Origin of the sequence: Acinetobacter sp. D009, assembly GCF_038562025.1 — a bacterium.
GTDB classification, from domain to species: Bacteria; Pseudomonadota; Gammaproteobacteria; order Pseudomonadales; family Moraxellaceae; genus Acinetobacter; species Acinetobacter pittii.
In genome coordinates, this window is sequence record NZ_CP151886.1 from 818,816 (window position 1) to 832,043 (window position 13,228).

13 protein-coding genes are annotated in these 13,228 nt (G+C 36.5%); 7 read left to right on the forward strand and 6 right to left on the reverse strand.

Going from position 1 to position 13,228, the window contains the following annotated elements:
- Nucleotides 1–95 precede the first annotated feature (95 nt).
- A complete protein-coding gene (locus tag AAC388_RS03890; RefSeq protein WP_342371217.1) occupies nucleotides 96–1,778 on the forward strand; it encodes a poly alpha-glucosyltransferase in 1,683 nt (560 codons plus the stop codon).
- Nucleotides 1,759–3,489: a CapA family protein gene (locus AAC388_RS03895; protein ID WP_342371218.1), complete on the forward strand. Its 1,731-nt coding sequence runs from the start codon at nucleotides 1,759–1,761 to the stop codon at nucleotides 3,487–3,489. The genes AAC388_RS03890 and AAC388_RS03895 overlap by 20 nt, the downstream gene beginning before the upstream one ends.
- On the opposite strand, the gene AAC388_RS03900 is transcribed toward AAC388_RS03895, so the two are convergent.
- The gene (locus AAC388_RS03900) at nucleotides 3,486–4,202 is read right to left on the reverse strand and encodes a metalloprotease (protein WP_342371219.1); all 717 of its coding nucleotides are present in this window, start codon (nucleotides 4,200–4,202) and stop codon (nucleotides 3,486–3,488) included. The genes AAC388_RS03895 and AAC388_RS03900 overlap by 4 nt on opposite strands.
- 81 nt (nucleotides 4,203–4,283) lie before the next feature.
- Between AAC388_RS03900 and AAC388_RS03905 the strand changes: the two genes are divergently transcribed.
- Nucleotides 4,284–4,613: an MGMT family protein gene (locus AAC388_RS03905; RefSeq protein ID WP_206260429.1), complete on the forward strand. Its 330-nt coding sequence runs from the start codon at nucleotides 4,284–4,286 to the stop codon at nucleotides 4,611–4,613.
- 25 nt (nucleotides 4,614–4,638) lie between these two features.
- Nucleotides 4,639–5,388, forward strand: a complete 750-nt coding sequence (locus tag AAC388_RS03910; RefSeq protein ID WP_068531190.1) for a hypothetical protein — start codon at nucleotides 4,639–4,641, stop codon at nucleotides 5,386–5,388.
- Between the two features lie 40 nt (nucleotides 5,389–5,428).
- Here the strand turns inward: AAC388_RS03910 and AAC388_RS03915 are convergent, their stop codons facing one another.
- Nucleotides 5,429–5,866, reverse strand: coding sequence for a universal stress protein (locus tag AAC388_RS03915; RefSeq protein ID WP_017385767.1), 438 nt, complete (start codon nucleotides 5,864–5,866; stop codon nucleotides 5,429–5,431).
- 188 nt (nucleotides 5,867–6,054) lie between these two features.
- On the opposite strand from AAC388_RS03915, the gene AAC388_RS03920 reads away from it, so the two are divergent.
- The gene (locus tag AAC388_RS03920; RefSeq protein WP_342371220.1) at nucleotides 6,055–6,798 is read left to right on the forward strand and encodes a P-loop NTPase fold protein; all 744 of its coding nucleotides are present in this window, start codon (nucleotides 6,055–6,057) and stop codon (nucleotides 6,796–6,798) included.
- The gene (locus tag AAC388_RS03925) at nucleotides 6,791–7,486 is read left to right on the forward strand and encodes a hypothetical protein (RefSeq protein WP_342371221.1); all 696 of its coding nucleotides are present in this window, start codon (nucleotides 6,791–6,793) and stop codon (nucleotides 7,484–7,486) included. Before AAC388_RS03920 ends, AAC388_RS03925 begins: the two co-directional genes overlap by 8 nt.
- Here AAC388_RS03925 and AAC388_RS03930 read toward each other — a convergent pair.
- Together AAC388_RS03930 and AAC388_RS03935 are read right to left on the reverse strand one after the other, a co-directional pair.
- On the reverse strand, nucleotides 7,481–8,110 hold the full coding sequence (locus AAC388_RS03930) for a CatB-related O-acetyltransferase (protein ID WP_068531185.1): 630 nt from the start codon (nucleotides 8,108–8,110) through the stop codon (nucleotides 7,481–7,483). The two genes, AAC388_RS03925 and AAC388_RS03930, sit on opposite strands and share 6 nt — an antisense overlap.
- Before the next feature lie 111 nt (nucleotides 8,111–8,221).
- Complete coding sequence (locus AAC388_RS03935) at nucleotides 8,222–8,614, reverse strand: RidA family protein (protein WP_005067589.1); 393 nt, start codon at nucleotides 8,612–8,614, stop codon at nucleotides 8,222–8,224.
- A gap of 138 nt (nucleotides 8,615–8,752) precedes the next feature.
- Here AAC388_RS03935 and AAC388_RS03940 point away from each other — a divergent pair, with 138 nt between their 5' ends.
- Nucleotides 8,753–9,352: a TetR/AcrR family transcriptional regulator gene (locus AAC388_RS03940; RefSeq protein WP_068531181.1), complete on the forward strand. Its 600-nt coding sequence runs from the start codon at nucleotides 8,753–8,755 to the stop codon at nucleotides 9,350–9,352.
- Between the two features lie 68 nt (nucleotides 9,353–9,420).
- Here AAC388_RS03940 and greA read toward each other — a convergent pair whose 3' ends face one another.
- Both greA and carB read right to left on the reverse strand, forming a co-directional pair.
- Complete coding sequence (gene greA / locus AAC388_RS03945) at nucleotides 9,421–9,897, reverse strand: transcription elongation factor GreA (protein WP_002115570.1); 477 nt, start codon at nucleotides 9,895–9,897, stop codon at nucleotides 9,421–9,423.
- Between the two features lie 88 nt (nucleotides 9,898–9,985).
- Complete coding sequence (gene carB, locus AAC388_RS03950) at nucleotides 9,986–13,216, reverse strand: carbamoyl-phosphate synthase large subunit (protein ID WP_005067595.1); 3,231 nt, start codon at nucleotides 13,214–13,216, stop codon at nucleotides 9,986–9,988.
- Nucleotides 13,217–13,228 lie beyond the last annotated feature (12 nt).

Consider the following 13,228-nt stretch of genomic DNA (forward strand, 5'->3'; position numbering starts at 1 on the left):
TTAAACAATACGTTAACTTAGCTTTTTACATGCTCATGTTATGATGCATTGAAAACTTTATAGAACAACAAATAACGGATAGGGACTGATTTCGAGTGACAGCATTTTTAAACTTCCAAAGACAACTGAACCTTTGGTTAGAACATATCGCTCCCCATGTTTCAGATCTTCAAAAGAAGACGATTTTATTTATATCTTATGGGCCTAAAGACCAAAGATGTAATGTCTGGCATAGTGAAAAAACAAGCTTTTCACAAGCAAAAATACAATTATTAGCCTTCATTAATGACCAGTTTGCACATGAGTCACTTGTTGATTATATAAAAATTGATGTTGCATATAATTTAACGAAACAAACTTGGAAAGTAGTAGAGCAGCAAGTCCATCATCAATTTCACAATAACCACTACCGTAAAGGTATTGGGTTTGATGAACACTGTTCAGTGGCTTTTCTTGAGCAAGAGATTTATGGAAAAGCAATCATTCGAGGTTTGAGCTATGACAAACCCAACTTTTTTGATGAAACAAATCTGAATTATGCAATTAAGCAAAAATATAACGCGACTAAACCACAGATTAAACCACAGATTAAACTACAAGAGCTACAAGACATTTGGACTTTTGATACCTACGCAGCATTTTATGAAAATGGGCAATTCATTAATTTAGCGAGCGGTAATCATGCGAATGGTATTAGGGCGATTTCGAGCAATAAGAAACAGCATTTTCAGTCGTTAATTGAAAAAAATTCGGCATTTTTGCATGATCAAATTCAAGAAAATGGCAAATTTATCTATGGCTATTTTTCTGCCTATGATCGAGATATTCGTAACTACAATACGGTACGCCACTGTACCTCGGTGTATGCGTTGCTGGAAACATTTGAAGTGCAGAGTAAACCAGAATATTGGCCCAAGATACATGCTGCTATCCAATATGCATTGACCAACTTTTATAAAGAAAAAGATTCAGAAACTGCTTTCATGATTGATGGTAAAGAAGGGGAATTTGAAATTAAATTAGGTGCCAATGCGGCTGCTATTTTAATGTTAACTAAATATCAAGAAATTACTCAAAAAACTAATTATCAAAAATATGCAGAGAAACTTGCAAATAGTATTTTAAAATTAATAGATTCAAATGGCTCAACAACTCACGTATTAAGTTATCCAGATTATGATTTAAAAGAAAAATTCAGAATTATTTATTATGATGGTGAAGCTGCTTTAGCTTTATTAAGGTTATATCAAATTAACCAAGATTATAGATTATTAGAAACTGTTAAATTAATGTTTGAATATTTTATTGAAAAGAGATATGAAAAATACCATGATCATTGGTTAAGTTATTGTACAAATGAACTCACTAAAATATGCCCTGAAGATAAATATTTTATTTTTGGTTTAAATAATTATTTAAAACATTTTATTTTTATTCGTAATCGAAAAACGACTTATGCGACTTTACTAGAAATGTTAATGGCTGCTTATAAAATGGTAAGCCGCTTAAAAGAGCAGGGACGTACAGCACTTTTTGAGCAGGCGTATATGCCTGAGCTTCAAAAATTAATTGAGTTTAGGGCTGATTTTCAAACGACAGGCTTTTTTTATCCGGAAATGGCGATGTATATGGCACGGCCAGATAAAATTTTACATGCTTTTTATATTCGCCATGATCGTTTCCGAGTACGGATTGATGACCAAGAGCATAACTTATCGGGTTATATCGCTTACGTTAAAGATTACAAGGATATGAACCATGAAATATCAACCCGTTGAGATCAAATTATTAGCTCATATCGACACTACAAGTTTCGATGAAGCTTTATGGCAATTCGAATTTGACGATGATATTTCAACACTACTTCTAATCGACTACGCATTAGAACAATTTCAGCAAAAAAATGTACAAGCTCAAGATGTCTATGTTGTGCCACAAAATATGAGTAAGCACATTGGACAACAAAACTTAGGTTTAAAAACATCAGAAAGTTATACATTTACCGAGTTATTGCAGTTCTTAATTTTTACTCAAGCAGCAGATGTAAAAGATGCTTTAAGTAAGATGCTCTGTGGTACAAATGAGCAAGCATCTTTAATTTTCTCTAAAAGAGCCGCTACCTATAACTTAACTTTAAAAAATGAAGTTACCCAAAATCAACTAAAGCATTTGTTTTTATTGATCAGAAAAATTTATAGCTATCCCAATGATATAAAAGAACTATTCTTTATAAAGGAGCTGAATTTTCAAGGAAAGATTTATCTCCTTCAGACACCATTAATGGGACAGAATGTAGTAGAGGTCTTATATCTTATAAATTCTTTTAGAAAAATTTATCTGACGTTCTTTGAAGAAAACCAAACGATAGGTTTCTTTTTATTCTTAGATGATATTCATCGTGCTGAGCACTTGATTCCTTACTATCATTGTTTCCAAGCACAGAATGTAAAACCTAAAGTTTGCTCAACTCCAAGTGGCATTATTAATATTTTAGGCGATACCTACTTTGGGGAAATCTACACTGAAAAACGTAAGGCTAGAGGGCAAATAGATGCTCTGCAACAGTATGGATATGGCTATTCTTTTAAAAAAATAAAAGCTTTTTTAGGTGAACATGACTTAAATATTGCTAACTTTGAAGCGGTATTTTCTTTAGAAAACCAATCTCCTTTAGATCATAAAAAGCCTTTTATTCTTAAAGCTGATGCTGAACAAACATTAGCAGAATTCAAAAATATTCACCTTAATCATGTGGTGTTGGCAAATAACCATCTAAAAGACTATGGGGATCGTGGGCTGACCTATACATTACAACAGTTGGATCAGGCTAACATTTCTTATATTGGGGCAGGTGTAAACCAAAAAGATGCTCATAATTACTTTGAGCTCTCTTTTGAAAATAAGCATTATGCTATTTTTAACGGATACTGGCACAGAGACACTGCCTATCTCGATTATGATTTTTATGCTTTAGGTTATAAGAGTGGGGTTGCGTGTTTAAATGGTGTTTTGCTTGAACAAATAGGTCGCTATAGGCTGATTCATCCTGAACATAAAATTATTGTTATTTGCCATTGGGGTGTCGACTTTAAGCCAATTGCAAAAGAACAGAGTAAGCTTGCTACGATTCTTACTCAAGCTGGCGCTGACCTGATCATTGGCCATGGTGCTCATACTATTCAACCTGTCCAGATCATCAACCAAAAGCCAGTCGTATTTGGTATTGGCAATGCTGTGTTTAATAGCAATGGCGAATATGAAAAACACAATGCTTTACCATTTGGCTGTATAGCAAGGTTAGATTTATCAAAAGACTTACTTCGCCTTTATCCAATTTACACCAATAATTTGAAAACATTTTGGCAGCCGTATCCAGTCAATGCTGAAGATTTCTTAAAAGCTAGTACTTACATGACATCTTCATTGGCCCCTGAAAATTACATCGCTACCCAAGATAACTTAGGGCCATATATTGAAATTAAATTTTAGGGATATTGTTTGTATGTCGATAAAATATTTTGAAGTTGTACTGGCGTAAATCCTAAATTTCTTAAGCCACCACTGCCTAATTTACATTCGGCGCTTGCCATGATGTTGGTGGGAGTACGTTTTGTAGCTTTTGGCGCACAAACATGTTTTAGACCAAACACATGTCCCATTTCATGCACGCTACCAGCCTGAATATTATAATTAAGTCGGTTCCAGTCTAATAAAATAAAAGGTTTGCCATTATTGCGAAACGCTCTACTTGTTACATCTTCAAATTTCCATTTCGTTGAATAGGCATCATAAATAAAAACAATCACTTCTTTACTTGCAGTTCGTTTCGGAAAACACGTATTTACACTGGCAGGAATGGTTTCAATCGTAATTGGGTAGGGCTGATTAATCTGTTGTTTTAAATCACAATGTAATTTTGAAAACTCTTCATAAGGAATATAACGATGTAGCTTAAATTTAAAAATTTTATTATTTTTATCATCTACATAGTATTTATTTAATATTTTAATTTCCTTACGCATCTGTTGATAATTATCAAACTTTGTAGCTTCTGGAGAGTTGGTTGTAAAAACAAAAGTGACCGGAATAATAGGGCGGCCATCTGTGGAGACTTTAGGTGTTTCTCCTAAAGGAAGAGGAGGGCGTGTAGTACAAGAAACGCATAGTAAAGTGCCAGTAATCACCAGTAATGTTTTTTTCATGCAGATTTCCCTCAAGCCCACCTTGGATTGCATTTAGTTTTGTTCAAAATTTTTTATATGATATGAATGATGTCAATTTTTATGGAGTCCATTTTGACAACTCAGTATGAACTACATCGGCAAATTTTAGAAGTCATTGCTTTGATTCCTTATGGAAAAGTTGCAACCTATGGACAAGTGGCTCGTATGGCAGGATTACCAAAACATGCAAGATTAGTCGGCTATGTTTTGAAACATCTTGAAGCTGATCATCAAGTTCCTTGGTATCGTGTAATTAATTCTCAAGGCAAAATTAGCCTAAGTAAGTTTAATAAAAAAGGTGAAAATATTCAGCAATTAAAATTGGAAGCTGAAGGTGTCTATTTGTTAAATGGTAAAGTTGACTTAAAGCAGTTTGCTTGGCAGCCTTAATATTTATGTTAGAGAGTAAATATACATGCAAAAGAATAATAAATGGTGTAGTGGAGCAGTATTACTTTTAAGTTTGATGGCACAGATGAGTTATGCTGAAAAGGATATTTCAACTCAACCTTTTGCAAATATAAAGGCTTCTCAGCAAGACATAGATTTGATATGCAAGCAACTGAGACAGAAATGCAGTGGTGAAGCTATCCTGTGGAAGGGAAAAAATACGCAAGATTCGATTTATTACCTAATAGATGAAAGTCCACAAATTGTTCAGGTTAAGAAGCAAAATAATCAATATAAAGTAGTTGATCAATGGGACTTTAAAGATTATCAACATCATAATAAAGAGCCTCATACCGATGATTTGGGACCAGATGGATTACAAATCTTTCCAGCTTTATATCCATTAAATAAAAATGAGTATGCAATCGCAGTAGTTAATAAATGGTTTACGGGTTACTCAGGAGGAGGGCGTTTTGAGGAAAATGCTGATTTTATTAAGCTCAAACCTCATGGGAAGTATCAAGTTGCACTAAAAGATATTGCTTTTTCTTCACGAGAAATGATTCGGGCATGTTTTTCAGAACAAGATTATAAAAAATCGCCCCATTGTCATGATGAGGCATGGATGATACTAAACATTCAATTTAAAGATGTGGGACAACCATATTATTTATGGCAATTAAATTATAAAAATTATTCTTGGGAAGCTTTCAAAAGTAAAAAAACAATAATGGTTGAGCAATCGCGTGAAGAGGTTATGCCTTTTAAGAAATAGAAGCCTATCTAGCTCACTTTAGCCAGACAGGCGTCTCACTTTAGCGAACAATTAACACGGGAATATGGCTTTCTCCTAAAACTTTTTGTGCAACACTTCCCAACACGAGTTTTCGGACTCCCGTGCGGCCATGAGAACCCATGACAATCAGATCTGCATTTAAGTCTTGAGCAGCTTGAATGATTTCCTCATGTACAACAAACCCTTCTAACAGTTTGGCTTCAACAGTAATGCCTTCGTTGGCAAATTCTTGTTTTGCTTTTTCTAAAATGTCGAGCAAATAAGTTCTTGTACGTTCAATCAACTCATTAGTTTGGCCAGTTTTTACGTAGACATCAGCAATAAATGGGTCAAGTGCCATCACTTGTACAACTGTAATTTTACTATTTAACGCTTTTCCCAGCTTAATGGCCTCTTTCATGGCGACCATAGAAGTTTCAGAACCGTCAATTGGTACTAGAATATGTTGATATAACATGAGTATTTTCCTTATCATTTTATTTCAGTTAGACTTAAATCTTTCTTTAAATAATAGCTATTTCCCTATATTAAACCCATTAAATACTTAAAAAAACCTAGTAGAACAATCTAAATTATTTGTTTTTAGTTCAATCATTCTAAATGCTATATTGGAGTAATAAATTTTACTTTTATCTAATTAATACAATGAGCGAATTACACCAACTTAATTGGAATAATACAAACTTAGATAATATTGAGAATGCTTGGGAGGGAGACCTTTGGGGGCGAAAATATTTGGGAGAAAGATTAACTAACTATGTTGATCGGTTACAGTGTGGAGCTGTTCTTACTTTAGATGCACGTTGGGGAGAGGGAAAAACATGGTTTGTTAAACATTGGCAAAAGCACCTTGAGCATACTGACCATAATGTAATTTATTTAGATGCTTTTGCTAATGATTACTTAGATGACCCTTTTTTATTAATAACTTCAGAAATTACAAATATCTTAAGTAAAGACAAAAAAACTAAGAAAAATGTGGAAAATCTAATCGAATTGTCGGCATCTATTGGAACAGCTCTATTACCATCTTTGCCTAAAGTAGCACTTACTATGGGCTTACATTTAATTGGAGCTGGTTTTTTAGGTGGACTTTTACAGCAAGGTTACGAAAATGCAAAAGATGAAGTAGAAAGTCTAACTGAGGAAGCAAGTGATCGTATTAAGGAAAGCATTCAAGAAAAAATTGCAAGGCATGAGGCTGAAAAGAAAACACTAAATGATTTCAAAAAATATTTAACTGAGACAGTTAGTAAGTTGGACAAGCCATTAGTTTTTATAATAGATGAATTAGATCGCTGCCGTCCTGATTTTGCTATCCGTTTGATTGAACGAATTAAGCATTTTTTTGATACTCCAAAAATTGTTTTTTGTTCTAGTAATGAATAAAACGCAATTACTTCAATCAATAAAAACTTTTTATGGATATGATTCGGAAATACAAGGTGACTATTTAGAAAAGTTTGTAGATTTTACAATTCAGTTTCCATCTAATATTGCAGATTATCATTATGAAAATATAATTAAAGAACAATTGTTTAGAGTCGGAGAATTAACAAGTTTAGATGAAGTGAATGAACTATATTTTTTTACTTTGGCCTTACAGCTTGAAAAAAAACTCAATGCGCGTGCATTTATAAGAAAAATTAATCAATTTGCATTGTTACGAACTGATAATCCTAATAAAAATTTGATTTTACTAAGCTATATCATGGGGGGAGAGCCATTTGCAAATCATCAAATTTATATAGAGAAAGTTATTAACAAATTAATTTCTTATCTATGTAAAAATAAGCGAGAATTTCTAAGCAAGCATCATTTGAGTGCAGGTATGCATGGTATGGAAAATATTTCAGATGCGGAGTGGTATAGAATTATTCTCGAATATGATTATCAAGTAAAGGGAACTATTATTGATAAATTAATGCAAGCATATGATCAAGCTAGACGTAGTAGTGATAGTTCTTCAAGAGAATATACTTTAAGAAATTTCCTTAAAGATTTAGCTATTTATAACATTGATCACTCAAATCGTTTTGAGGAAGATTGGAAATCATATATTAAAGAAGGGCTATAATTCTTGAATTTCCATATATTCATATAGACTAGATATATCATCAGTTTGAAGATATTCACGTATTTTCAAAATTTGCTTCTCATCTAAATCATAAAGTTTTAAAGCAAGTAGTTTGTCGATTTGTTCTTGAGGAAAGCGATATTTAATAATTTTCGCAGGCACTCCACCTACAATTGCATAGGGAGGAACATCTTTAGTTACTACGGCTCCAGTGGCGACCACTGCGCCTTCACCTAGTTTGACACCTTGCATAATCATGGCACGGCTACCAACCCAGCAGCCATCAGCAATAATAGTATCACCAGCCGCCAAAAAACTACGAGTATCAAAAGGAAAAGTTGAAATCCAGTCGGGTCTATGAAGCTGATTGCCACCCATCATGATCACGCACTCAGCACCAAAACAAACAAAATTACCAATATAAAGTTGGTCAATCGGTTTTTCTGGGGTTGAAGCTTTGTCATGTAAATAACGTACTACACAACGTTCAAAGCCTTGATCCCAATAAGCTGAATAATAAGAATAATTTCCTTTAATATGGATATTGGGATTTTTCACAGTTTTGGAAATAAACTCAAATTCGCACCAATGACGAACAGGGGAGCTAATTAACTTTTCAGCCATAATGGAGATATAAAAAAGGCAATACACCATTATACCGAATTGCGATTCAAGCTGAACCAATAATCTCAGCTCAGCCAATGAATCGAATATTAAAGTAAGTGCTAATTTGAACTAATTATTATGAGGAATACGTGCAATAACTTTAATCTCAAAATCAAAACCCGCTAGCCAGGTTACGCCCACAGCGGTCCAGTTGGGATAAGGTTTTTGTGTAAAGATCTGATTTTTAACTTTCATAATACTTTCAAACTGCCGTTCTGGATCGGTATGAAAGGTGGTGACATCAATAATATCATCGAAAGTACAACCAGCTGCTTTCAGTGTCTCTGCTAAGTTCTTAAAAGCTTGGATCACCTGTTTTTCAAAATCAGGTACAGGTGAGCCATCTTCAAGGCTACCAACCTGTCCTGAAACAAAGAGTAAATCTTTCGATTGAATTGCGGCTGAATAACCATGCTGTTCATATAAGGCATGGCGGTCTTTAGGAAATATTGCAGTTCTCATCAGGTTTGCTCTCCTTCAGTATTTAAATACCAATCAGTAAATGTCGCTCAGGTTTCACATACGCCTCGTATGTAAACATAATTGACATACGAGGTGTATGTCAATAAAATTTTTTGTGATGATTAGCTGGTGAAATACATGTCTGTTCGTGAACAAAAGATGGCGGAAACCCGCAAGAAACTGATTGAAGTAGCACGTCGTGCATTTGCTGAATATGGCTATGCAGATACTTCAATGGATAAACTCACGGCAGAAGCAGGGTTGACCCGGGGGGCGCTGTACCATCATTTTGGCGATAAGCGTGGTTTATTTGCTGCAGTCGTCGATCAAATTGATTCACAAATGGCAGAATACGCCCAGCATCATCTAGAGCAGCCTGATGATCTTTGGGAAGGATTGCTACTTGAAGGGCAGACCTATATTCAAAATGCTTTAAATCCTGAGTTTCAGCGTATTGTGTTACGTGACGGACCTGCAGTGCTAGGTGATCCAGCGCATTGGCCAAGTCAAAACAGATGTCTGCAGTCTACCCGTAAGTGCGTTGAACAGCTATTGACAGCAGAACAAATTAAAATTGTAGACCCAGAAGCGGCAGCAGTGCTTTTAAATGGCGCTGCCATGAACGCAGCATTATGGGTAGCTTCAAGTGAATATCCTGAACAGGTACTTCCTGAAGCATTAAATGCTTTTAAAATCTTTGCATCAGGCTTTTTAAAAATGCATAGTGAACTTTTTTAATAATTGTTTGAAATATAAAAAACCCCTCAATTGAGGGGTTTTATAGTTTAAGTATATCTATTTATAAATTAAAGATATTCTACACTTACGATTTCATATTCCACTTCGCCTTGAGGAGTAACGATTTTTACTTCATCACCTTCACTCTTGCTCAAAAGGCCACGTGCGATTGGTGAGTTCACTGAGATTTTATTGATTTTAAAATCAGCTTCATCATCACCAACAATTTTATAAGTCTTGCGTTCTTCAGTATCAAGGTTTTCAATCGTTACCGTAACACCGAATACAACACGACCGTTTTGTTCTAAGTCCTTAACATCGATGACTTGTGAAGCACCCAATTTTCCTTCGATATCTTGGATGCGTCCTTCACAGAAACCTTGCTGTTCACGAGCAGCATGGTATTCTGCATTTTCTTTTAAGTCCCCATGTTCACGTGCTTCAGCAATTGCTTGAGTAATACGTGGACGTTCAACAGATTTCAGATGTTGTAATTCTTTCTCTAAGGCGATTTTACCTTCAGGGGTCATTGGATAACGTTGCATTTCGGTCCCTCTTAAGTTGAGAAAACACAGTTAAAAAAATGAAAAAATCCCGCCACCGATAAGGTGACGGGACTTATCGGTAAAAAAATTAACCTACAGTTAAATCTTGCAAGCGGTATACATCCATTGGCAATTTCACAGCAAAGGCTTGGCAAACAGCTTCTGCGCCATTGATGGTCGTTGTGTAATACACTTTGCCTTGTAGGGCAGCACGACGAATCATTGCAGAGTCATATTGAGCCTGTTTACCTTCAGTGGTATTGACAATAAGGTGTATTTCACCATTTTTCAAGCGGTCAACAATATGTGGACGACCTTCAGTAACTTTATTTACAGATTCGCATTCTAAACCTGCTTCTTTAAGCACTTGGTAAGTACCACCTGTTGCAACAAGCTTGAAGCCATATTCAACTAATTTCTTAGCGATATCAGCGATGTATTTCTTGTCAGATTCACGTACTGATAAGAAAGCATGTTTTACTTCGCCTTCAGTTGGTAAACCAGGTAAGCGTTCATTTGAGCCTAAAACAGCTTTATAGAATGCTTCACCAAATGTTTTACCTACGCCCATCACTTCACCTGTAGATTTCATCTCAGGTCCAAGCATAGGGTCTACGCCTTGGAATTTAGCGAATGGGAAAACGGCTTCCTTCACAGCAAAGTGAGTTGGAATGATTTCTTTAGTAAACCCTTGAGACTCAAGAGATTGACCTGCCATACAACGCGCAGCAACTTTCGCTAAAGAATCACCAATACACTTCGATACGAATGGAACTGTACGTGAAGCACGTGGGTTAACTTCTAGAACGTAAATATCGTCACCTTTTACAGCGAACTGAACGTTCATTAAGCCAACAACGCCAAGTTCTTTTGCCATCGCAATCGTTTGACGACGCATTTCATCCTGAATTTCTTTAGATAAAGAATAAGGAGGAATCGAACATGCAGAGTCACCTGAGTGAATACCTGCTTGTTCAATATGCTGCATGATACCGCCGATCACAACGTCTTTACCGTCAGATACACAGTCAACATCAACTTCAGTTGCGTCATCTAGGAAACGGTCAAGAAGAACAGGGGCTTCATTAGATGCTTGAACTGCTTCACGAAGGTAACGTTTAAGTTCTTCTTCGTTATATACGATTTCCATTGCACGACCACCTAATACATAAGATGGGCGAACAACAAGCGGATAACCTACTTTTGCAGCTTCAGAGATACCTTCTTCAGCAGATTTTACAATGCTGTTGTTTGGTTGACGAAGCTGTAAACGTTGAATCATTTGTTGGAAACGTTCACGGTCTTCAGCACGGTCAATCGCATCTGGTGATGTACCGATAATTGGAGTACCTGCTTCTTCTAAAGCACGTGCCAATTTAAGCGGAGTTTGACCACCGTACTGTACGATTACGCCTTTAGGCTTCTCTGTACGTACGATTTCAAGTACATCTTCAAGTGTTACAGGCTCGAAGTATAGACGGTCAGATGTGTCATAGTCGGTAGAAACAGTTTCAGGGTTACAGTTCACCATGATTGTTTCGTAACCGTCTTCACGCATAGCTAATGCAGCGTGTACACAGCAGTAGTCAAATTCGATACCTTGACCAATACGGTTTGGACCACCACCAATGACCATGATCTTGTCACGGTTTGATGGATTTGCTTCACATTCTTCATCGTAAGTTGAATACATGTATGCAGTACCAGATTCAAACTCTGCTGCACATGTATCAACGCGTTTGTAAACTGGATAAACACCCAAGTTCCAACGTTGTTTACGGAATTGCTTTTGTGAAATGCCCATGAGGTGAGCAATACGAAGGTCAGATAAACCTTTACGCTTGAACGAGCGGATGTTGTCAGCGTTTAAGTCACCAAAACCTAAAGTTTTCACTTGAGCTTCAGTTTTAACGATGTCTTGAATCTGGATAAGGAACCAGCGGTCAATCTTAGTCGCTTCAAAAACTTCATCTAAAGAGAAACCATGACGGAAAGCGTCCGCTACATACCAGATACGCTCAGGACCCGGAACTTTAAGTTCTTTTAGAATAATTTCTTTTGCATTTGTTGCACCGGCTTCGATTTTTTCATCAAAACCGCTTACACCAACTTCAAGACCACGTAATGCTTTTTGTACAGATTCTTGGAAGTTACGGCCAATTGCCATCACTTCACCAACAGATTTCATCTGAGTGGTAAGAACTGGTTCAGCTTGCGGGAATTTCTCGAAGTTAAAACGAGGAATCTTCGTTACAACATAGTCAATTGATGGTTCGAAGCTTGCAGGAGTCACGCCACCAGTGATGTCATTTTTCAATTCATCAAGAGTATAACCAACAGCAAGTTTTGCTGCGATTTTAGCAATCGGGAAACCTGTTGCTTTAGAAGCAAGAGCAGATGAACGAGATACACGAGGGTTCATCTCGATAACAACCATACGGCCGTCTTTCGGGTTAATACCGAACTGAACGTTAGAACCACCTGTCTCAACACCAATTTCACGAAGAACTGCAACCGAAGCGTTACGCATCAATTGGTATTCTTTGTCAGTTAATGTTTGAGCTGGTGCTACAGTGATTGAGTCACCAGTGTGTACGCCCATTGGGTCGAAGTTTTCGATCGCACATACGATAATACAGTTGTCATTTTTGTCACGAACAACTTCCATTTCGTACTCTTTCCAACCAATTAAAGATTCATCGATCAATAACTGGTGAGTAGGAGAGAGATCAAAACCACGTTCACAAATCTCAAGGAATTCTTCGCGGTTATATGCGATACCGCCACCCGAACCACCCATTGTGAATGATGGACGGATAATTACCGGGAAACCAAAGCGTGACTGGATTTCTAAAGCTTCTTCCATTGTTTCGGCAATGGCAGCTTTTGGACATTCCAAGCCAATTTTACGCATAGCGATATCGAAGAGTTTACGATCTTCGGCTTTCTCAATTGCGTCTTTAGTTGCACCAATTAATTCAACATTATATTTCTCAAGAACGCCGTGCTCATCAAGTGCAAGAGCACAGTTCAACGCAGTTTGGCCACCCATAGTTGGCAATACTGCATCTGGACGTTCTTTTTCAATAATCTGTGCAACTGTTTGCCAAGTAATTGGCTCAATATAAGTTGCATCAGCCATTGAAGGGTCTGTCATAATGGTTGCTGGGTTAGAGTTAACCAAAATAACACGGTAGCCTTCTTCACGAAGTGCTTTACACGCTTGAGCACCTGAGTAGTCAAACTCACATGCCTGACCAATCACAATCGGGCCAGCACCAATAATTAAGATGCTTTTAATATCCGTACGTTTAGGCATTATTCGCTCCTT